The organism is Pseudaestuariivita rosea (assembly GCF_017592335.1).
GTDB classification, from domain to species: Bacteria; Pseudomonadota; Alphaproteobacteria; order Rhodobacterales; family Rhodobacteraceae; genus Parasulfitobacter; species Parasulfitobacter rosea.
Genome location: NZ_JACNMP010000018.1, coordinates 24,178 through 43,366 on the forward strand (window position 1 = coordinate 24,178; position 19,189 = coordinate 43,366).

The window sequence follows — 19,189 nt, forward strand, 5'->3', positions numbered from 1 at the left end:
CTCACTCCACGATCACAACGCCGGTGTATCCCGTGCCTGACAAAACCGTCAGAACATCAATCACATTCTGAAGCGACGTTTCCGTACGGGGTTGCAAAACAATCGTGTCCGTGGGTGTGTCGATCAGCGGTTCGATACCGACCGCCAAGTTCTGCAAGTCAATCACGCGCCCATTTAAAGATATGATGTCGCCATCAACCTGGATTAAACGAGGGGGACCGCTATAGCTATCGCCACCACCGGCCAGTTCAAGCGGTATGGTCAAGTCCTTTGAAAACTGCGCCACCAGCATGAAAAACACCAAAAGCAGAAAGACCACATCAATCATTGGCGTCAGACTTGGTCTGCGGCGTCGGCTGGATGTGGTGAACTGAAACATTAGGCCACCTTTTTCAGGGGGGCATTATTGTTGGTGCCGCGGGTGAAGATCTGGGTCGCGTCGCCCTCCATTTCGACCTGAAGGCGTTCAAGAACACTTTCGAACCAGCTTAGCGCAATCGACGCAGGGATCGCTACAGCCATGCCCGTTGCAGTGGTCAACAAAGCCTCCCAGATGCCGCCAGCCAAAACTGCCGCATCTGCCTGTGCACCGGATGTCTGAAGGGCTTGAAAGGCCGTGATCATACCAAGGACTGTGCCCAGCAATCCGATCAGGGGGGCAATCGTTGCAATCAGATCCAGCGCGCGAAGGCCAACGCGTGCGTCCGTCAGCTGTTTGCGTGCGAATTGGGCGACTTCTTCGCGCGCGGCGTCCTCGGTCAACTGCGGATCAAGCCGTTTTGCAATCGCCTCACGCACCAGGGTTGCGCGAAGTGTCGGACGATCAGCGACTGTCTTTTCGGCCTGCTGCACCTGATTTTGCCGCCAAAGTCCAACCGCAGCTGTTGCGGCCTGACCCGACCACGCCCCGATCTGCAGCAGATGCCATGTTTTCCAAAGGATAAGCGCTAGTGTCAGAATTGAAAGTCCCGCAATCACCCATAGCGCAGGGCCGCCGCGATCCAGAAAAGCCAGGATATCAGATACCATTTGTCCCCCATAATGCTACGCGTATAGCATCCAGACCATCGGTCAAGGCGGCCGGACCGGGTTGCAGGATCAAGGGCGACTTGATCTCATAAATGCGATTTTGCCTGACAGCGGGTATCGTATCCCAGCCTGGGCGCGTTGCGATTTTTTCCGGCCTTACCTTTTTGCCACACCATGAGGCTAGGATAACATCAGGCGCTGCGTCGATCACATCCCGATGTGCCAGTATACGGTTTTTCGCGGCCTGTTCCGTGCGAAGGTGGCTAAAGCAGTCTTGACCACCGGCAATTTCAATCAGCTCTGAGACCCATCCAATGCCGCTGATCAGCGGGTCATTCCATTCTTCGAAGTAAACCTTGGGTCGTTGGTCGGGCTTATTGGCTCTCATCGCATTGATCCGATTACGATACTGATGGCTTAGGTCCTTTGCCCTGTCGCCTTGGTCCACAAGTGCACCGAGGGTTTCGATCATCGTCAGAATGCCGGCGATGGTTCTTTGGTTAAAGGCATGAACCGCGATCCCGTGACGGATAAGTTCGGCTGCAATATCGGCCTGCAGGTCAGAAAACGTCAGCACCAGATCAGGCCTTAGCGCCAGGATCTTTGGCACATCGGCCGAGGTAAAGGCAGAAACGCGCGGTTTTTCCTGGCGAACCTGCGGTGGCCTGACGGCATATCCCGATACGCCAACAATGCGATCCTGTTGCCCAAGCAGATACAGGGTTTCAACCGTTTCTTCGGTCAGGCAAACGATACGATTATACATCTGCGACCTCGCGAACAGATGCCATCCAGTCCTGCGCGCCCTGCAAAACGGCGTCATAAACAGCGCGCCCTACGGCTTCGCCGATCGCGGTGTGCAGCCCGGCGTATCGTTCGGCACCGGGTGGGGATGCGATGGCGATGCAATCGGTGCCGGTGCCTGTCGCGGGTCCGGTTGCCAGCTGCAAACCAACATCATGAACAGCCAGGGTCCGGGCTTGCGCAGCGATCGTCAGTGCCTCGATCCGGGCAGCATCGGTCATGCCAACGTTTATCCCGACCGCGATATTTATCGTACCCCAGCTTTGGTGATCACGCTGCAGCCTATGTCCCACCCGTTCGGCATTTGAAAGGCCCACAGTCGCAACGCATTGAGCAGATATGTCATCGCAGGTGTGTTCGCGTACCACAAAGGCCGAAACATCGCGCGAGGTTAAAAAAACCACTGCATCAGTCCGACCGGAGCGCTGTAATTCGCCTGAAAGCCATTGATCGACATCCAGATCAACAGGCAGGTCGGCGTTGCGAACTTCGCGCCAGACTATACGGTCCGCTAACGCAAAGCCGGGTTTGTTCACGGCCCAGCTAAGGACGCGTTTCTCAGTGTCAAATCTGGCCTCAAGCCAGGGTCGCGTCAAGGTCGTGCGGATCATGTCAGAACCTCAAGCGGCTGAAAGATCGGGCCGTGGTCCGTATCGGCATAATATCCGCTGATCCCGAAAACGTCGCGCATATGATCCGGTGTTAGCACCTGGTCCGGTGGGCCATCTGCCACAACGCGCCCCATGTGCATCAGTAGCAATCGCGAACAATGCCGCGCCGCCAACCCAAGATCATGGATCGAGGCGATAATGCCGCGTCCTTCGGTCGCGAGTTGGGAAAAAAGCTGCATGACCATGATCTGGTTGGCTGGGTCAAGGCCGGCTATTGCCTCATCCGCCAAAAGCAACGGTGTTTCCTGCGCCAATGCCCGTGCAATCAAAACGCGGGCCTGTTCGCCACCCGATAGCTTTGTCGCAATCCGGTCGGCGAAATCTGTCAGGTGCATCCGTGCCAATGCTTGATCAACTGCGGTATCTGTAGCCTTAGGGCGGCCGCTGTGCGGGATGCGCCCCAGCGAAACAAGTGTGCGGACATCAACAGGCCACGCAATTTCCCGGGACTGAGGCAACCAGCCAACATGACGTGCCCTATGCGCCGGGTCCATCTGTTGCAGTGAACTGTCGCCCTGGGTCGGCACAAGACCAAGCGCGCCGCGCATCAGCGTTGTTTTCCCGGCGCCATTCGGGCCGATCAGGCCGACAAACGCACCAGCGTCGACGGTTAGATTAACATGATCCACAACGGGGCATTCACCACGCATGACCGTTAGGTTTTGAAGCGACAACAAAATCATAGTTGATCCCGCCGCGTATTATAGATCAGGTGTAAGAACAATGGTGCCCCCACGATGGCCATCAGAACGCCCAGCTTTAAATCTCGATCCGGAAGGATCAAGCGCACGGCGATGTCGGCGGCCAGAACCATAGCGGCCCCACCCAGGGCCGATGCCCAAAGCAATCGTGACGGGTGTGCGCCAACGAAGGGGCGCAAGATATGTGGCACGACAAGACCCACGAAACCAATGGCACCTGCGATGGCGGTTGCCGCGCCGACACAGGATGCAACGCCCACAATCAACAAAAAACGCAGCCGATTAAGTTTGACACCCATGGATGCTGCGGCGTCTTCGCCAAGGGTCAGCGCATCCAGGCTGCGGCCAAGTGTTAGCAAAATAACCCAGCCAGCAATCATAAAGGGCAGGGCCAAGGATACGTGGGTCATGGACCGGTCACTAAGCGATCCCATCATCCAGAACACGATTTCACTGACGGCAAAGGGGTTCGGTGACAAATTCAGTACCAGGGATGTCAGGGCGGCGGCCAGGGCGCTGATTGCGATACCTGCAAGTATCAGGGTTAACGCACCACCCCGCGGACCGGCCAAGGCCAGGATCAGCACAACCGCCAGGCAAGCGCCCAACAAAGCCGAAAGCGGCAACCCAAGTGCAAATTGTGCGGCGAAGCCTGTTTGCAATGCGATAACCGCCCCTAATGCGGCCGAGGATGAGATGCCGATCAGGCCGGGTTCAGCCAGCGGGTTGCGCAGATACCCCTGTAATGCCGCACCTGATAATCCCAGGGAAACACCCACCATAACCGCCAATAATGCCCGTGGCAGCCGGATTTCCTGCATGACAAGTGCCAACGGGGTTTCTTCATCTGAAAAAAGCGCGGTGATGCTGTCAAGGATCCCGATGGATGCAGGACCGATCAGCAAAGATGCCATAAACAATATCAGTGTCAGGGTTGCCAAGATCGGAAAAACGATATGATCTCTCATTCCGTCACCCGTTCACGTAACTTTGCCATCTGATGGATCGCGTTCAGTACGAACGGCGTGCCGCAAATCCAATCCCGGTCCGTCAGCGATCCGCGGTTCAGCCGGTCAAGAACAGGGTGATCCAGTATCTCCTCGCTTCTTGAAGCCGCGGGGTATTTTTCACCGCTGATAACGATGTCGGGGGCCAGCATTAAAAGCTGTTCTAACGGCAGCGTGCCACCGCTGCGCAGACCGGCCTCAGGTGCGATATTCTGAAAACCGGCATAGGCAAGGATTTCGCCCGCTAGCGTCTTATCGCCCGAAGTGTAGCCATTGGCGTAGTATAAAGCGGCCCGCGGTGACTGCCTCACCTCGGCCTGCAACCTTGTCAGACGGGTCTCAAAAGCAAGAATCTGTTGATCCGCGACATCGGTCCGATCCAGCGCGTGCCCCATCTGCCGCATTCTGGCTGTGACGTCATTGATGGAATAGGCTGGCTCAAATCGTTCAACGCGGACCCCAAGCCGATCAAGCATAGACAGCGTCGCGGGCGGGCTGAAGGTGCCCGCCAGAACCAGATCCGGGTTTAGCATATAGATCTCTTCGGCCAAGGCGCTATTTGTTGGAAACGCCATCGCCTGATCCGCCATGGCCGAGCTGATCGGATCATGCGCCAACCGCGACACCGATATCAGCTGGTCATCGTCGGCTAGCAACAGCGCAAGCTGATCCGTGCACAGATTGATCGACACCACACGCGTCGGCCCATCGTCTGCGGCGGCGCTGTTTGCCAGCCCCGCCAACAGCACGAATGCCTTAGAAAGACGTCCGAAGCCCAACATAAAACGCCCGATCAGACTGGCCGTAGCCACGGATTGTCTGATATTCCTGATCCGCTATGTTCTCAACGCGTAGATAAACCTGAGCGTTGTCATTAAAGTCATATCCTATTTGACCGTTAACAACTGTATAGTCGCGTAAATCCACACCGTCTTCCAGGTTTGCAACGTGTTGGGCCGAGATCTGTCCGGTCCACCGATCAGCGAAGCTGGCATTCAGGCCAATAACTAGATCGTTTTCTGGCACTCTGATCTGCCTTTCGTCCGACGGATTACGCGCATCGGTAAAAGTGTAGGCCCCGAAAATCTGCAGGTTATCGTTGAGCGCGTGTTCAGCAGATAGCTCCAGACCTCTTGTACGGCTTGTGCCATCAACTTGGACATAACCATTATCAAACTGAATCAATTCATCGATCTCAGTATAGAACAATGTTCCTTTGACAAAACTGCCTGCCCCAAACCGTCTTTCCAGTCCGACTTCAAAGGTTCGGCTTTCTTCCGGGTCAAGGTCATCGTTGGCACCGAAAGGTCCGTAGAGCTCTTGCGGTGAAGGGGCGCGAAACCCGTTTGCAGCAATTGCGCGTAATGTCATATCGTCATTGATCTGATAGGCAACTGCGGCTCTTGCGGATAAAAAGCCACCAAAGTTTGAGTGTTCATCGTGTCGCAACGAAAAGGCCAGATCAAGATCGGCGCTTGGTGCGTAGGTGACTTCAGAAAACAGCCCCCCGATTTCCTGATCCCGAACGTCTTCGCCACCTTCGCGGGTCCAATCGCCACCGAAGCTAAGGCCAAGGTTGCTGCTGATGTCGGTATAGCCCTTGTAAGACACTGAGCTCCGCTGTCCGACGGGGTCAAAATCGGGAAAATCTCCTTTGATCAGCCGATCATTTTCGAAGTATGACAATGACACCGTATGATCTATCTCACGTCCTTGGATTTCAGCGAAAGTTCTGATCCCGCTTTGTTCAGAAGATGAGATTTCGTTGAACGGATGTGCGCCGTCTTGTGGACCCGACGCATCAAATTCAGTTTCACTTTTCAGGTAGAACCCTGACAGCCCTATTCGGACAGTATCCGTCAAATTATGTGCGGCAGAAAAAGAAATCTGACTGGCAGAATGACCATCTTCTTCGTCGTTACCATCATTTTCATCTGCGGCAGAAAAGCCATCCGTGGTAACCCGCGAATAGGTAAACGCCAGTTCGCCGCGTTCGGTCAACGTCGAGATATTCAAACTACCGCGGTAGGTTTCGTAACTGCCTGCTTCCAGATCCAGACTGACAACTGTGCCTTCCTCTGTCGCGCGATTCGTCGTGATGCTGATGACCCCGCCAATGGCATCCGATCCATAAAGGGCGGATTGGGAACCCTTCAGCACCTCAATCCGACTGATATCAGACGTCATCAGGCTGCCAAAATTGAATTGTATTTGTTGCTGCGATGGATCTGTCACATCAATGCCATCAATCAAAACGGGAATGTATCGATCAGAAAGCCCCCGGATACGCAGGCTGGTCTGGGTACCTGGGCCGCCATTCGTACCGACGCTTATGCCGGGAAGTGTATTCAAGTAATCTGCAACGCGCATATCGCCGCGCTGCTCAAGCTCCTCTTGTGTGACAACTTCAACTGTTGCACCTGTGCGGCTGGCTTCGGTTTCGGATTGGTTGGCTGAAAGAATGATTTCTTCCAATTCTGTCACATCTTGCGCGTTTGCCAAACTGATACAAACGGATGCCGCACTGATCGCGGCCAAGGGGTATCGCATTCCTGTCTCTCCCACAAATATTACGATGTCATTGGAAAGACGGATGCCTTCCGCAGACGGTGAAAATGCCACCACTACGGAAAAAACCGTTGCCCGCCACGCGCCCCGCGGGGGAACAGGGTGATCACTTCGGCAGGTCTCCTGACTTGCGGGTCATCGCTTAGCTGAGCCTTCCCGGCCATATGGGCCAGTGGCTTTCTGTCAGCCTCACTCTCCGCCTACAGTTGCGGGGGCAGTCACGGAATTGCCCGGGGGCGCACCGTGTTCCCTTTTCACCAGATGCTGTTGCATCCAGACCGAAGTAGATTTTTCTTACTTGCAGAATTGCGGGGCGGCAAGGACATCTTGCCTATGCATCGTTTTGACCTAACGGAGTGCGTGCGATCGCACCGTGTCGCGGAATACCTCGACGTCAATTGGTTTGGCCAGAAAACCGTCAAAGCCGGAATTCCTGCAATGGGACTGACTGTGCCAGACCGTATCAGCCGTCACTGCAAAAACGGGCATTGATTTGGGGGGGTCGTCGGGCCGTTGCCGAATTTCGCGCACAACGGTATCGCCAGACATACCGGGCATATGGATGTCCATCATGATGATGTCGTAGCGATCGGGCTGCTTTTGCAGATGTGCCAGACAGGTTTCGCCGTTATCGGCAATGTCAAACTGATACCCCAGTTCTTCGCATAGCTCACGCATCATGAACTGGCTTAGGGGATCATCTTCGACAATCAAAACCTTAGGTGCACTCTGGGTCACGCGCTGATCGCTTTCTCACGGGGTACAGATGTCGAATAAATCACGAATTTCGCACCTTCACCAGTTTTTTCTTCAATTTCGAGTTGCATGTCCATTAGGTGACATAGATCGCGAGATATTGTTAAACCAAGACCTGATCCACCATACTTGCGCGTTACAGTTGTATCTTCCTGCTGGAACCGCTGGAACACCAGATCGAACTTGTCTTTCGAAATACCTGTGCCAGTGTCATTTATGAAAAGCTTCAGTTTCGGACCATGCGGCAGATGCACGACAGAGGCGCCAATTGTTATCGTGCCGACGTCTGTGAATTTGATAGCATTGTCCATCAGGTTGTTGAACACCTGGTCCAAACGGTATTCATCGGCCAAAACGAATTCAGGTACATCATCATTGATCTCGACAATGATTTTGATCGGTTTTTCTTCGGCGGCGACGCGTGCTTCAAGCCGGGTCCGCCAGGACGCCATCATCGGTCTGATTGCCAGATGCATTATATCGCATTCGATTGAGCCCGCTTCCAGACGCGTCATGTCGATAATGTCGGTCAACTGTTGCGATAATCTGCGACTTGCGCGAATACCGACTTGGGCGCGTTCTGCGTTTTTCTGTGCGTCTCCTCCAATCGCGATCAACTGGAACAGTCCCATGATCGTGTTCAGTGGCGTACGCACCTCGTGACTCATCATGGCGAGGAAATCAGATTTGACACGTTCGGACTGCTCGGCCTCGGTCTTGGCTTCGACCAGCTTCTGTTCCATCAATCGATGCTGCAGTGTCATCCGCCTGAGTTTTTCAATAGATGTTCCCAATTTGCCAATTTCATCCGAACCCGGGATTGATGGTTGTGGATTAAGGTTATCGTTCGAGATTTGTTCGACGTTCTTGCTTAGGTCAATCAGTCTGCGATTGATCTGCCGTTCCACGACCACAAAGATGAAAAGAATGGAAACCAAAGCGGCAATGGTGGCCGCCGAGATCATGATGAATATTGAAATATTGGACAGTCGCAGCAACCGTTGATCCAATGCTGCGACACGTTCGCCCTGAAATTCGTTGATCTGCGTCGTCTGCGTTTTAAGAAGCCCGATCAGATCAAGCGTCTGCGACAGCAATGCATCTTTGTTTTCTTCGCTTTCTAGCAGTCTTAAGCGGGCCTGAAATGGGTCTAACTCTTGAAGCGTGTCGTAAAATTGGATGCTCGCGTCCGAAAGCTGTTGGCCATATTGGGTATCATCCAGCCTTGAAATGGCTGTGAACATTTCCTGCAAATTGAAACTGATTTCTGCTTGAATGCGCGATATATCGGTTGGCAAAGATGTCACCTGAAGCCGATCCAGGCCGTCTTCCATGTTTTCGATCGCACCCGCGATTACATTTTGACGCCGCATCTCGGATAGGATGTCCATTGTTTCGTTGCTCATCGGGTGCGTAATGCCAAGCCCAAGTTCGGTTTGCCGGGCTTTGGACTGATTGCTGAGGTCCCGTATGGGAAGCCGGGCCAGTTCAAGCGATTGCCGGAACTCGGTGCGTAGATTGAACGTTTGCCGAGATACAGCTTCGGTCTGTTGCAGTATCAGGCGCAGCTGGCTTAGTGTATTGAAAACATTTTGAAAAAGTTCTTTGGCATCTGCCGAATCCAGATTCAGGACCGATGCTTCGATGTCATCTTCGCGGTTTTCTATTTGGCCGCTAATGCGATCCAGTGTTTCCAGGTTGTCGGCCTGGATCAGCTGATTGGCTAATTCGGCAATCTCGAATGCATCCTGACTGATCCGATCCGAGACCAGCAGAATAGGCAGCGCCGAGGTCGAGATCTCAGTATGGCCATTTTCAATTTTGTTGATGACGATCAATGACAAAAGCGCGCTGCATAAACTTAGCCCCGCGATTGCGATAAATCCCATCCTGAGTTTTTGAACAACTTTCAACGGTTGCGTTCCATGACATCGACTCTCGTCTTGGTGGTAATAATTCATTAACAAACAACTATTAATACGTCATTAAGATGTCCGACGCCGCAAAAACCGTAAAAGATTCCTTCCGATGCCTTTGAACCGCCGCAGCTTTGTCACCCTGGGCGCTGTGTTTGCCGCAACAGCTGCAATGCGTCCAGCATGGGCTATGAGTTCGAAACAGATCCTTGACCGCATATTGGCTATCAAAAAGCCGCAGGATAATCAGATCAAAATCCTTATACCTAATGGAAGTCAGGCGAATATTGATCCGGTTGCAAAGGCGTTCGAAACGCAAACCGGTATTGCAATCACACTTGTTGTTGCGTCAGTCGATGACATCAATAACCGTATGGTGGTCGAACACCTGGCCAATCGTACAAATTATGATTTGGCGTTGCCCGCAACCTTTGGTCTGCCCGACTTGGTGTCCAAGGGGATCATTCGGTCGTTCAGCCCATTTCAGCAGGGTGTTTCTGAACCTACCAGTTTATACGATCTTGGGGATACATTTGAGGGCGAAAGATACGGCTATCAGACCGATGGCGATGCATATCTGATGTTTTACCGCAAGGATTGGCTATCCGATCCCGATATACAAAATCGTTATGCGGATCGATTTGGTGTACCACTTGCAGTTCCGGCTACCTGGGCCGAACTGGACCGGCAGATGTCGTTTTTCCATGCCCCTGACGAAAACCGATACGGCGGGGCGTTGTTTCGCACGCCTGGTTATCTGGCCTGGGAATATTGGGCGCGATTGCATGCCAAGGGCGTCTGGCCCTTTGCCGATGACATGACACCTGTCATTGACACGGCAACTGGTGTGCAAGCGCTAGATGAAATGAAACGTGCGTCAGAACATCTTTACCCATACGCACAGTCCGCGGGTCTTTTTGACAACTGGCGCCTGTTTTCCGAAGGTGACGTATATTGCAACATTGGTTGGGGTGGGTCGCAAAAGTATTTCAACCGCGCGCTTTCACCCGTGAAGGGCAAACTGACCTATGCACAACTGCCTGGCGGAGTAGTTGATCAGGTGCCTTATTTCAATTGGGGCTGGTCCTATGTCGTCCCGTCCGTATCGCGTGTTCCAGAACTGGCCTATCTTTACGCCTGCTATGCCACTTTGCCTGAACAGTCGACATTGGCCGTTCGGCAACGCGATGGGTATTTCGATCCTTTCACCGAAGAACACTACCAGGATGCGGTTATTCGTCAGACCTACAGCCCAGATTTTCTGGATGTCCATCGAAAAGCATTGCAGGGTGCCATGCCTGACCTTTATCTGCCCGGGCGCGGCGAATATATGTCCAGTCTGACACGTTGGTTGAGCAGTGCTCTGAATAACGAAGTTCCATCTGCAACGGCGTTGTCACGTGCAGCTGGCGAATGGCAATTGATCACCCGCGACATCGGGACGGATCAACAGATCAAACGCTGGCAACGGCTTAAATCATTGTATCCTGAAGCGATTGCAATTAAACTGACAAACGGCTGAAGCTAGATCCACTTTGCCAGGGGGGGCAAGCTCATCAGTACAGCGTTTGCATCGTGCCCGGTTTCCAGGCCGAATTTTGTACCACGATCGTAGACCAGGTTATATTCCGCATAAAGACCGCGATGCACCAGTTGGGCGTCCTTATCGGCATCATCCCAAGGGGTGGTGCGGCGCTTTTCGACAATGGGGACAAATGCGGGCAAAAACGCGCAACCAACGTCCTGAGTAAAGGCAAAGTCGGCGTCCCAGTCGCCCGTATTGTGATCGTCGTAAAAAATACCACCGACACCACGGGCGCAATTGCGATGTGGAATATAGAAATACTCATCAGCCCAGCTTTTATATTTTGGATAGTAAGACGCGTCATGCGGGTCACAAAAAGACTTCAGAACGTCATGAAATGACGCCGTGTCTTCTTCGTATTCGATACAGGGATTAAGGTCAGATCCGCCCCCAAACCACCAGGCGTGCGGGGTCCAAAACATCCGCGTGTTCATGTGAACCGCCGGAGTATGCGGGTTTTGCATATGTGCCACCAGGCTGATGCCGGATGCCCAAAAGCGGGGATCATCCTTCATGCCAGGCAGGCCCTTGCGCGCGGCCATTGCAGCCTGTGCGCGTTCACCCAATGTGCCGTGAACGGTTGATACGTTGACCCCCACCTTTTCAAACACGCGACCACCGCGCATGACGCTCATCAAACCACCGCCTGCGTCTTCGTTATCTGCTGATGTCCGCTTTGTCTGGCTGACGTCAAAGCGCCCAGGCTGTTGATCTGCAAAGCGCCCTGTTGTCTGATCGTTCTCAAGCGTCTCAAATGCTGTAACAATCTGATCACGCAATTCACGAAACCAGGTTGAGGCGCGGTGTTTGCGTTCAGTGAACAGATCAGTCATCTTTATCATCCTATCGTGATGCCATTCGGTCTGGCATTGTTCGGATCATTAGCTATTCTCGGACCGAAAGAAAGGCCTGATCTTATGCGGTTTGCGTTTGTTATTATTTGTATATCCAGTGTTCTAGCGGGGTGCGCGACACCTTATGAACGCTGCACATCCGAGGCGACAAAAGATCTGCGCGTTGTGCAGGATCTGATCACTGAGACGGAACAGAACATCGAACGTGGCTACGCATTCGAACAAGAGGTGGTGCCAAGCACCCGCTTTGAATGGTGCGTCTCGCGCAATGACCGGTTTCATCTTTGTCGCGACACCAGATTTTCAACACGCGATAAACCTGTCGCCATTGATCTGGAGGCTGAGCGTGAAAAACTGCAGGGCCTTCGCGAAAAACGCGTTGATCTGGCGGCCCGGTCCCAGGATGACATATCTGCCTGTCAGCAACAGTTTCCTGACGCCGAACGGTAACCGGCTTTTATCTGCAATAGGGACCTGAACGGTATTCGGCTGTATCAAAGTGGAAGTGATTTTGATGAAAACGATCACTTTCGGGGCCAAGTACTGTGCCGAAGGGACCACAGGCTGAACTGTGCATGTTGCGCAGGATGCGGCGGTAGGCGGGGGAACTCCAGCCGTCCTGCACCGTGATCGTTTCGCCGTCATTCAGGATAAAGGCCGAGATATCGATCGCCTTGCCGCGACCATGTTCAGAAATTCGAGCGCCGCTTTGGTGGTTGCGGGTCCGGCAAACATAGTGGGCGGCCACGCGCAAACTGTCCAGACCGCCGCCGCGGCGACCCACTGCGGGCTTGGCGCCTTCTGTCACCCAAGTGTGCAAGGCGCGGGCCGTGTTGCAATCCATCGTCGCGGCTTGGGACAGCTGAACGCCAGCAACGGCTGTGATGCTGACAGGGTTGGCGACGCCGCAACCATTGGTGTCACTGATGATCGGAGCGATACGCGTTCCTTCAATCCCACGGATGCCGCACATGGACCCGCGCGTGACGTCGTCATCATCCTGACGACCGCAGCCGCCCAAAAGCATGACCGCGACAACGGCCAGAGTTATTGATCTGATTTTCATTTTTTTGGTGCTCGTCCGAAATTTGGTGCGTCGGTGTCTTGTCCTGCCTCGATGATCCCGCGCCGGATTGCACGGGTGTGCGTAAAGTAATCATGCAGCGCTTGGCCATCCCCCGTTCGGATTGCACGTTGAAGGGCGAACAGCTCTTCCGTGAAGCGCCCCAGAATTTCCAGCGTTGCATCCTTGTTTGTTAAGAACACATCGCGCCACATAACAGGGTCCGAGGCCGCGATGCGGGTAAAGTCGCGGAAACCCGCCGCTGAATACTTGATGACCTCACTATCTGTTACACGGCGCAGGTCATCTGCAACACCAACCATGGTATATGCGATCAGGTGTGGCGTGTGGCTGGTGACCGCCAGAACCAGATCATGATGATCGGGGTCCATCGTTTCAACCATGCTGCCCAGACCCTGCCACAGTTTTTTCAATCGGTGCAGCGCGGCAGGGTCGGTGTTTTCCAGTGGCACGATCAGGCAAAAGCGGTTGTCAAACAATTCGGCAAAACCGGATGTCGGACCGGACTGTTCAGTGCCCGCCAGCGGGTGGGCAGGTATGAAATGCACATCGGGCGGCATATGTGGCTGTACGGCATCAATGACGGCGCGTTTCACCGACCCCACATCAGATACGGTCGCATTGGATTTCAGAAAAGGGGCGATATCGCGCGCGACATCGTCCATTGCGCCGACAGGCACGCAAAGAACGACAAGGTCAGCGTCCTGCACGGCGTCGCCCAAGGTGTCGCAAACGGTGTCGCACAGGCCGATATCACGGGCGGTCTGGCGGGTTTCAGGCGATCGAGCGTAGCCTGACACGTGACCCGCCAGCCCCGCACGCTTTATCCCCCAAAACATCGACGATGCGATCAGACCCAGTCCGACCAGCGCAACTTTGTCATAGATCTGAGTCATTACGCGCGTTCTTTGAATTGTCGAATGGCATGGGCCACGCGGCGGCAGGATGCCTCATCCCCCACGGTGATGCGCAGGCAGTGGGGCAGGTTATAGCCACCCACACGCCGCACAAGGATACCTTGGCTTTTCAGGTAGTCGTCACAGGCGTTCGCCTCATCCGTCGTGCTGAAGCGGGCCAGTATGAAATTCGCGGTCGACGTGTCCGAAGGCACGCCGATTTCCGCCAATGCTTCGGCCAGCCAGGCGCGGCAGCGGGTGTTCTCGGCCCGGCATTTTGCAACATAATCTGTATCGCGTACCGCAGCTTCGGCAGCGGCCAGCGCCGCATTCGACAAGTTGAACGGCCCGCGGATGCGGTTCAGCACATCGATGATAGGTTTCGGGCCATAGCCCCAACCCACACGCATACCGCCTAAGCCGTACATCTTGGAAAAAGTACGTGTCATAAACACGTTGTTGCGGGCCTCGATCAGCGCGCGCCCTGCATCGTAATCTTCGACATATTCGGCGTAAGCGCCATCCAGCACCAGAAGAACGCCGTCAGGCAAATTGTCAGCCAGATACCCTATTTCGGCCAGGCCGATCATTGTGCCCGTCGGGTTATTTGGATTGGCGATGAAGACCATGCGGGTTTTGTCGGTGCATCCGGCCAGAATGGCGTCGATATCGGTGGTGCGTTCCCTTTCGGGCACTTCAACTGGCGTACCCCCTGCGGCCAGCGTCGAAATACGATAAAGTGCAAATCCGTGTTCAGTATGAATGACCTGATCCCCCGGGCCGACGAAAGCCTGGCACAGAAAGCTGATGATTTCATCAGATCCGACGCCGCAAATCACACGGTCAGGGTCAAGCCTGTGCATTTCACCGATGGCTGCGCGCAACGCTGCGTGGTCGGTTGACGGATATCGGTGCAGATTGAAAGCCTCACGACGAAAGGCCTCCATGGCGGGCTCAGAGGGCCCCAACGGGTTTTCGTTCGACGACAGTTTCAACACATTTGCGATGCCGTCGACATGACTGGCCCCGCCTTCGTAAAGGTCGATGTCCATGATACCGGGTTGGGGAAGAATGGCTGAGCCCATGATCGAAGTCTCTTACGTCTAAATTTATTCGCTTATAGTCAGGGCCTGCGCCCAAGGTGAACAGAAAAAAGCGGTAAGTGCGCAGTTATGGTAAATAAGCCAGTATCAATTGCGATCCATAGGCCCTGCGAAAGCTGTCCAACTGATCCTGGCGTAATGCATCAATCAGTTGGCTGGGGGCGAAACCGCTGGTCGGAAAATCATGCGCAAGGGTGATGTAGTATCCGAGGTTTTCCAAGGTTAGAATCGCGGTTTCATCCGTGGCCAGGATGATTGCAGGCCCTGTGTTGGGGATGTCGTCGATGGTGGTCAGGTATCTGATGTCTTCGATCCTGTTTGTGACCAGACCCGTCTGATCAACCAGCCTGCGATTGTTCAGGACATAGGTTTTTGCACTTATGCCTTTTATATGGTTGGCCGCGATATGGCCATGCATTGGATAGATCAGGGTGAAGTAAAGTGGCAGTGCGGCCGCGACAGCCAGCACATAGGTGCCACCCAAAATCGCGGATTTCGCCCAGATGGCGCCTTTGGCGGCAATCCACCACGACAGGATGAACAGCAGCGCTGCGGTGATTGCGATGCCTATTCCAGTTGTCTGCTGGTTTGCCACCCAAAACAAATAGCTAGCCAGACCCGCGACAACCAACGGCAGGAAAGAGAATACTCTGATGCTGCGCCCCAGCCGTTTGGTCAATAACGCGGGCTCAAACCGGCTGGCATAAAGCCCGATCAGCGCGGCAGCTGCAGGGGCGGCTGGCAGGATGTAGCGTTCGAACAGCGCAGTTGAAAAGGCAAAAAGGACCAGCACCACCACGATCCAGAATACGCAAAGGGCCACGGCAGGGTTTTGTAGCCGCCCAGGTTTTGGCCATTTCAGCCCCAATGCAAAGGCCAGCAAGAATGGAATGAACGGCAAAAACAGGTCTGTGATCGTCTTACGCAGGCGGGCCAAGGCGTCAATCACACTGAACGACGCCTTTTCGGTCAGTTGGTCCCCCACGAATTGGCTGACCAGCTCATCCGGATAACGCAACCAGATCGCCACAAACCACCATGTCGCCAAGACTGTGGCTAACAAGACGGCTGCCAGTTCATGCCCAATACGTCCGGGCGGCATCTGCCTGCGATAGATCAGCCGGACAATCAGCAACACTGGCAGGAACACAAGCGCCAGCATACCCTTAGCCAGAATGGCGTATGCGATACCGCCATAGCCCAGATAATAAAGCCATGGAGGCGGCGCATCGCGGGATTGCATGATTTTGCAGAAACAGACCAGTGCGATCGTTATTCCCAATATCAGCGGCATGTCCGGAATGTGCTGTGTGGTGTTTTCGACGAAAATCCTATGTCCGGCCAGTGCCGTCATAGCGACAAAGGCACCCCCGACGGTCGCACCGATGACACGTGCCAGCACAAAGGTCAGGCCTAGAATGATAGCGCCCGTCAGAAGCCACATGATCTTGGCCCCCAGTACCGATTGACCAAACATCGTATAGCCCGCCACGGCGTAATAATAGGGCAGGGGGGGCTTTTTCAGACGCAGGTCGCCCGCAACCCCCCGCGGCACCAGATAATCGCCCGTGGCCATCATCTTGGCCGCCCCGATCGAATAATATTGCTCGTCCGAATGAACCTCAAACTGCCACAATGCAAAGGGCATTCGCAGCACCACAAATGCTGCAATCAACAGGACACATATCACCCAAATGCGTACGGTGATGTTCTGGCTGTCTGCCCGGTGCTGCATGACACGCTGCCTGTAGATTGGTTTTGGTTGGGGCCAATATGCATGATGTTGCGCGATAGGCAATCGATGCCGTAAATATCGCTTTTGGTTTTGGACACTGCCCAAAAGAAAAGCCGCGGCGGATGTCCGTCGCGGCCTGAAATTCAAATGCAGCGCAGTTTAGTTTTGCGCGTAGTATTCGATGACCAGGTTTGGCTCCATCATGACCGGGTAGGGCACATCTGACAGGCCGGGCATACGCACAAACGTCGCTGTCATCTTGCTATGGTCTACTTCCATATAATCAGGAACGTCGCGTTCGGGCAGTTGAGCGGCCTCAAGCACGATGGCCAGCTGTTTCGAACGATCACGCACTTCGATCACGTCGCCTTCTTTCACGCGGTAAGAGGGGATGTTGACCTTTTGGCCGTTCACCTTGACGTGGCCGTGGTTCACGAACTGGCGGGCCGCAAAAACGGTTGGCACGAATTTCGCGCGATAGACAACGGCGTCCAGACGGCGTTCCAGCAGGCCGATCAGGTTTTCGCCTGTATCGCCTTTGACACGTTCGGCTTCGCGGTAAATGCGGCGGAACTGCTTTTCAGTCAGATCGCCATAATACCCTTTCAGCTTTTGCTTGGCACGCAGTTGCAGGCCGAAGTCGGACATCTTGCCCTTGCGGCGCTGGCCGTGCTGGCCCGGGCCATATTCGCGACGGTTCACAGGGCTTTTCGGACGGCCCCAGATGTTTTCGCCCATGCGGCGGTCGATTTTGTACTTGGCAGACGTGCGTTTCGTCACGGCTGATCTCCTTCTTTAGGGTTCGAAGGGCGTTGTCCTTTGCTCCGGATGAAATCCAGGGCCGACAGGCATCCCCTTGCGGGGGCCACCAACACCAAATGAAGCCGCGCTTATATCGTGCTATTTTGCCCTGTCAACACCTTCATTTTTGTTGACGGTCGGTATATAATTCAATATATCATGAAATATGGATACGAATGCGGCATCTGTCTCATTTGCCGCACTTTCCCAGCCCATGCGGTTAGAGGTTTTTCGTTTACTGGTTCGGGCTGGGAAAAGTGGTATGGCGGCAGGTGAAATAAGTACAAAACTGGATGTCAGGCAGAATACGATGTCGGCAAACCTGTCTGTGTTGCTACAGGCTGGCCTGGTGCGGAACGAACGGCAGGGCCGCGTCATCCGATATTTCGCGAACATCGAAAAAATGCAGGGGCTTTTGTCGTTTCTGCTGGAAGAATGTTGCGGGGGCCAACCCGAACTGTGCCAGCCCGCCATTCAGACAATAGGCGAGGAACAGGAATGAGTTTTGACATGCCACGCAGGCTGGTGGCCGAAGGTCTGGGCACGGCACTTCTGGTGGGTACTGTTGTCGGATCGGGCATCATGGCCAGCAATCTGACCGAAGATACAGCGCTTGCCCTTTTGGGAAACACCCTGCCCACAGGTGCGATACTGGTGGTGCTGATCACAATCCTCGGGCCGATTTCAGGGGCGCATTTCAACCCCGCTGTCACGGTCGCCTTCGCCCTGCGGCGCGAGATTGGCGTGGCCGAGTCATTGCAGTACATCATTGCGCAGATCATAGGCGGCATTCTGGGCAGTTTGATTGCCCATGCGATGTTTGAGCTATCGATTATTCAATTTTCGCAGACCGTGCGCACGGGAACGGGCCAGTGGGTCGCAGAAGTTGTCGCCACCTTCGGTCTTGTCGCAACGATCCTGGCCGGGGTGCGTTTTAGGGCCGATGCTATTCCGTGGCTTGTTGGTCTTTACATCACCGCCGCCTATTGGTTCACGGCCTCGACATCTTTTGCCAATCCTGCAGTTGCCATCGCACGCGGGTTTTCGGACACCTTTGCTGGCATCAGGCCACTGGACGTACCGGCCTTTATCGCGGCAGAACTGGTTGGCGCCGTTATCGCTGTTCTGATCGTAGGCTGGTTGATCAGCCCATCCCCAAAATCCACTACGGAGCAAACACCATGACCGTTGTCATCCATCATAACCCTGACTGTGGCACATCGCGCAATGTGCTGGCAGTGATCGAAGCATCGGGTGAGGACTTTGTGGTGATCGAATATCTGAAAACCGGCTGGACGCGCCCGCAGCTACAGGCCCTTTTTGCCGCTGCAGACCTGACGCCCAGACAAGCGTTGCGTGTCAGCAAGTCGCCCGCCGAGGAACTGGGCCTGACCGACCCATCCGTCAGCGATGATGCGCTTTTGGATGCAATGCTGGACCACCCGGTCCTGGTCAACCGGCCCATCGTTTGTTCGCCCAAAGGCGTCAAACTTTGCCGTCCAAGCGAGGCTGTGTTGGACATGCTGCATAAATGGCCAGCCGGACCATTTGCGAAAGAAGATGGTGATTTGCTGATTGATGCCGATGGCAATCGAGTTGCCTGACAAAGTGTAATCTACGTTGAGCCAATGGTTTCAAATCGCGTAGCTGACCTAAAGCCAGGATGCCGCCAACCGCAA

General features: G+C 54.3%; 21 protein-coding genes and 1 riboswitch. Of the genes, 5 read left to right on the forward strand and 16 right to left on the reverse strand.

Going from position 1 to position 19,189, the window contains the following annotated elements:
• Position 1: 1 nt before the first annotated feature.
• From H7848_RS12755 to H7848_RS12800, 10 genes are all read right to left on the reverse strand, one after another.
• Positions 2-379, reverse strand: a complete 378-nt coding sequence (locus H7848_RS12755; protein WP_208352129.1) for an ExbD/TolR family protein — start codon at positions 377-379, stop codon at positions 2-4.
• Positions 379-1,029: a MotA/TolQ/ExbB proton channel family protein gene (locus tag H7848_RS12760; RefSeq protein ID WP_208352131.1), complete on the reverse strand. Its 651-nt coding sequence runs from the start codon at positions 1,027-1,029 to the stop codon at positions 379-381. The genes H7848_RS12755 and H7848_RS12760 overlap by 1 nt, the downstream gene beginning before the upstream one ends.
• Entirely contained in the window at positions 1,019-1,795 is a 777-nt protein-coding gene (locus H7848_RS12765) for a cobalamin-binding protein (RefSeq protein WP_208352132.1), read from the reverse strand. Before H7848_RS12765 ends, H7848_RS12760 begins: the two co-directional genes overlap by 11 nt.
• Positions 1,788-2,444 carry an adenosylcobinamide amidohydrolase gene (locus H7848_RS12770; protein ID WP_208352133.1) on the reverse strand — a complete coding sequence of 219 codons (657 nt, stop codon included), beginning with the start codon at positions 2,442-2,444 and terminating at the stop codon, positions 1,788-1,790. Before H7848_RS12770 ends, H7848_RS12765 begins: the two co-directional genes overlap by 8 nt.
• Positions 2,441-3,187 (reverse strand): ABC transporter ATP-binding protein, encoded by a 747-nt coding sequence (locus H7848_RS12775; protein WP_208352135.1) that lies wholly within the window; start codon positions 3,185-3,187, stop codon positions 2,441-2,443. Before H7848_RS12775 ends, H7848_RS12770 begins: the two co-directional genes overlap by 4 nt.
• Positions 3,184-4,173 (reverse strand): FecCD family ABC transporter permease, encoded by a 990-nt coding sequence (locus H7848_RS12780; protein ID WP_208352137.1) that lies wholly within the window; start codon positions 4,171-4,173, stop codon positions 3,184-3,186. Before H7848_RS12780 ends, H7848_RS12775 begins: the two co-directional genes overlap by 4 nt.
• Positions 4,170-4,994 (reverse strand): ABC transporter substrate-binding protein, encoded by an 825-nt coding sequence (locus H7848_RS12785; protein ID WP_208352138.1) that lies wholly within the window; start codon positions 4,992-4,994, stop codon positions 4,170-4,172. Before H7848_RS12785 ends, H7848_RS12780 begins: the two co-directional genes overlap by 4 nt.
• Positions 4,969-6,762 carry a TonB-dependent receptor plug domain-containing protein gene (locus H7848_RS12790; protein ID WP_208352141.1) on the reverse strand — a complete coding sequence of 598 codons (1,794 nt, stop codon included), beginning with the start codon at positions 6,760-6,762 and terminating at the stop codon, positions 4,969-4,971. The genes H7848_RS12785 and H7848_RS12790 overlap by 26 nt, the downstream gene beginning before the upstream one ends.
• A 114-nt stretch (positions 6,763-6,876) precedes the next feature.
• Positions 6,877-7,078, reverse strand: a riboswitch (cobalamin riboswitch).
• A gap of 50 nt (positions 7,079-7,128) precedes the next feature.
• Positions 7,129-7,518 carry a response regulator gene (locus H7848_RS12795; RefSeq protein ID WP_208352142.1) on the reverse strand — a complete coding sequence of 130 codons (390 nt, stop codon included), beginning with the start codon at positions 7,516-7,518 and terminating at the stop codon, positions 7,129-7,131.
• Entirely contained in the window at positions 7,515-9,425 is a 1,911-nt protein-coding gene (locus H7848_RS12800) for an ATP-binding protein (RefSeq protein WP_208352144.1), read from the reverse strand. Before H7848_RS12800 ends, H7848_RS12795 begins: the two co-directional genes overlap by 4 nt.
• A 217-nt stretch (positions 9,426-9,642) precedes the next feature.
• On the opposite strand from H7848_RS12800, the gene H7848_RS12805 reads away from it, so the two are divergent.
• Positions 9,643-10,974: an extracellular solute-binding protein gene (locus tag H7848_RS12805; RefSeq protein ID WP_208352146.1), complete on the forward strand. Its 1,332-nt coding sequence runs from the start codon at positions 9,643-9,645 to the stop codon at positions 10,972-10,974.
• A gap of 2 nt (positions 10,975-10,976) precedes the next feature.
• Here H7848_RS12805 and hemF read toward each other — a convergent pair whose 3' ends face one another.
• Positions 10,977-11,870, reverse strand: coding sequence for an oxygen-dependent coproporphyrinogen oxidase (hemF, locus tag H7848_RS12810; protein WP_208352149.1), 894 nt, complete (start codon positions 11,868-11,870; stop codon positions 10,977-10,979).
• Positions 11,871-11,954: 84 nt separating this feature from the next.
• On the opposite strand from hemF, the gene H7848_RS12815 reads away from it, so the two are divergent.
• Positions 11,955-12,341, forward strand: coding sequence for a hypothetical protein (locus H7848_RS12815; protein ID WP_208352152.1), 387 nt, complete (start codon positions 11,955-11,957; stop codon positions 12,339-12,341).
• Positions 12,342-12,348: 7 nt separating this feature from the next.
• Here the strand turns inward: H7848_RS12815 and H7848_RS12820 are convergent, their stop codons facing one another.
• From H7848_RS12820 to rpsD, 5 genes are all read right to left on the reverse strand, one after another.
• A complete protein-coding gene (locus tag H7848_RS12820; RefSeq protein WP_208352154.1) occupies positions 12,349-12,957 on the reverse strand; it encodes an extensin-like domain-containing protein in 609 nt (202 codons plus the stop codon).
• The gene (locus tag H7848_RS12825; RefSeq protein WP_208352156.1) at positions 12,954-13,871 is read right to left on the reverse strand and encodes a prephenate/arogenate dehydrogenase family protein; all 918 of its coding nucleotides are present in this window, start codon (positions 13,869-13,871) and stop codon (positions 12,954-12,956) included. The genes H7848_RS12820 and H7848_RS12825 overlap by 4 nt, the downstream gene beginning before the upstream one ends.
• A complete protein-coding gene (hisC, locus tag H7848_RS12830) occupies positions 13,871-14,956 on the reverse strand; it encodes a histidinol-phosphate transaminase (RefSeq protein ID WP_208352158.1) in 1,086 nt (361 codons plus the stop codon). The genes H7848_RS12825 and hisC overlap by 1 nt, the downstream gene beginning before the upstream one ends.
• A gap of 85 nt (positions 14,957-15,041) precedes the next feature.
• The gene (locus H7848_RS12835; RefSeq protein WP_208352160.1) at positions 15,042-16,709 is read right to left on the reverse strand and encodes an ArnT family glycosyltransferase; all 1,668 of its coding nucleotides are present in this window, start codon (positions 16,707-16,709) and stop codon (positions 15,042-15,044) included.
• A 159-nt stretch (positions 16,710-16,868) separates the two neighbouring features.
• Positions 16,869-17,489, reverse strand: a complete 621-nt coding sequence (gene rpsD / locus H7848_RS12840; protein WP_208352161.1) for a 30S ribosomal protein S4 — start codon at positions 17,487-17,489, stop codon at positions 16,869-16,871.
• Between the two features lie 187 nt (positions 17,490-17,676).
• Here rpsD and H7848_RS12845 point away from each other — a divergent pair, with 187 nt between their 5' ends.
• Genes H7848_RS12845 through arsC form a run of 3 tightly spaced genes read left to right on the forward strand, consistent with a single transcriptional unit; the run spans position 17,677 to position 19,114 of the window.
• Positions 17,677-18,012, forward strand: a complete 336-nt coding sequence (locus H7848_RS12845; protein ID WP_208352164.1) for an ArsR/SmtB family transcription factor — start codon at positions 17,677-17,679, stop codon at positions 18,010-18,012.
• The gene (locus H7848_RS12850) at positions 18,009-18,695 is read left to right on the forward strand and encodes an MIP/aquaporin family protein (RefSeq protein WP_208352166.1); all 687 of its coding nucleotides are present in this window, start codon (positions 18,009-18,011) and stop codon (positions 18,693-18,695) included. The genes H7848_RS12845 and H7848_RS12850 overlap by 4 nt, the downstream gene beginning before the upstream one ends.
• Positions 18,692-19,114 carry an arsenate reductase (glutaredoxin) gene (arsC, locus tag H7848_RS12855; RefSeq protein ID WP_208352169.1) on the forward strand — a complete coding sequence of 141 codons (423 nt, stop codon included), beginning with the start codon at positions 18,692-18,694 and terminating at the stop codon, positions 19,112-19,114. Before H7848_RS12850 ends, arsC begins: the two co-directional genes overlap by 4 nt.
• Positions 19,115-19,189: the final 75 nt, after the last annotated feature.

Coding starts and splice junctions, on each gene's coding strand:
- H7848_RS12815 (WP_208352152.1), top strand. CDS start 11,955: ATGCGGTTTGCGTTTGTTATTATTTGTATATCCAGTGTTCTAGCGGGG.
- H7848_RS12785 (WP_208352138.1), bottom strand. CDS start 4,994: ATGTTGGGCTTCGGACGTCTTTCTAAGGCATTCGTGCTGTTGGCGGGG.
- H7848_RS12800 (WP_208352144.1), bottom strand. CDS start 9,425: ATGGGATTTATCGCAATCGCGGGGCTAAGTTTATGCAGCGCGCTTTTG.
- H7848_RS12835 (WP_208352160.1), bottom strand. CDS start 16,709: ATGCAGCACCGGGCAGACAGCCAGAACATCACCGTACGCATTTGGGTG.
- H7848_RS12790 (WP_208352141.1), bottom strand. CDS start 6,762: ATGCGATACCCCTTGGCCGCGATCAGTGCGGCATCCGTTTGTATCAGT.
- H7848_RS12770 (WP_208352133.1), bottom strand. CDS start 2,444: ATGATCCGCACGACCTTGACGCGACCCTGGCTTGAGGCCAGATTTGAC.
- H7848_RS12850 (WP_208352166.1), top strand. CDS start 18,009: ATGAGTTTTGACATGCCACGCAGGCTGGTGGCCGAAGGTCTGGGCACG.
- H7848_RS12805 (WP_208352146.1), top strand. CDS start 9,643: ATGAGTTCGAAACAGATCCTTGACCGCATATTGGCTATCAAAAAGCCG.
- H7848_RS12775 (WP_208352135.1), bottom strand. CDS start 3,187: ATGATTTTGTTGTCGCTTCAAAACCTAACGGTCATGCGTGGTGAATGC.
- arsC (WP_208352169.1), top strand. CDS start 18,692: ATGACCGTTGTCATCCATCATAACCCTGACTGTGGCACATCGCGCAAT.
- H7848_RS12765 (WP_208352132.1), bottom strand. CDS start 1,795: ATGTATAATCGTATCGTTTGCCTGACCGAAGAAACGGTTGAAACCCTG.
- H7848_RS12845 (WP_208352164.1), top strand. CDS start 17,677: ATGGATACGAATGCGGCATCTGTCTCATTTGCCGCACTTTCCCAGCCC.
- H7848_RS12780 (WP_208352137.1), bottom strand. CDS start 4,173: ATGAGAGATCATATCGTTTTTCCGATCTTGGCAACCCTGACACTGATA.
- hisC (WP_208352158.1), bottom strand. CDS start 14,956: ATGGGCTCAGCCATTCTTCCCCAACCCGGTATCATGGACATCGACCTT.
- H7848_RS12825 (WP_208352156.1), bottom strand. CDS start 13,871: ATGACTCAGATCTATGACAAAGTTGCGCTGGTCGGACTGGGTCTGATC.
- H7848_RS12755 (WP_208352129.1), bottom strand. CDS start 379: ATGTTTCAGTTCACCACATCCAGCCGACGCCGCAGACCAAGTCTGACG.
- H7848_RS12820 (WP_208352154.1), bottom strand. CDS start 12,957: ATGAAAATCAGATCAATAACTCTGGCCGTTGTCGCGGTCATGCTTTTG.
- H7848_RS12760 (WP_208352131.1), bottom strand. CDS start 1,029: ATGGTATCTGATATCCTGGCTTTTCTGGATCGCGGCGGCCCTGCGCTA.
- hemF (WP_208352149.1), bottom strand. CDS start 11,870: ATGACTGATCTGTTCACTGAACGCAAACACCGCGCCTCAACCTGGTTT.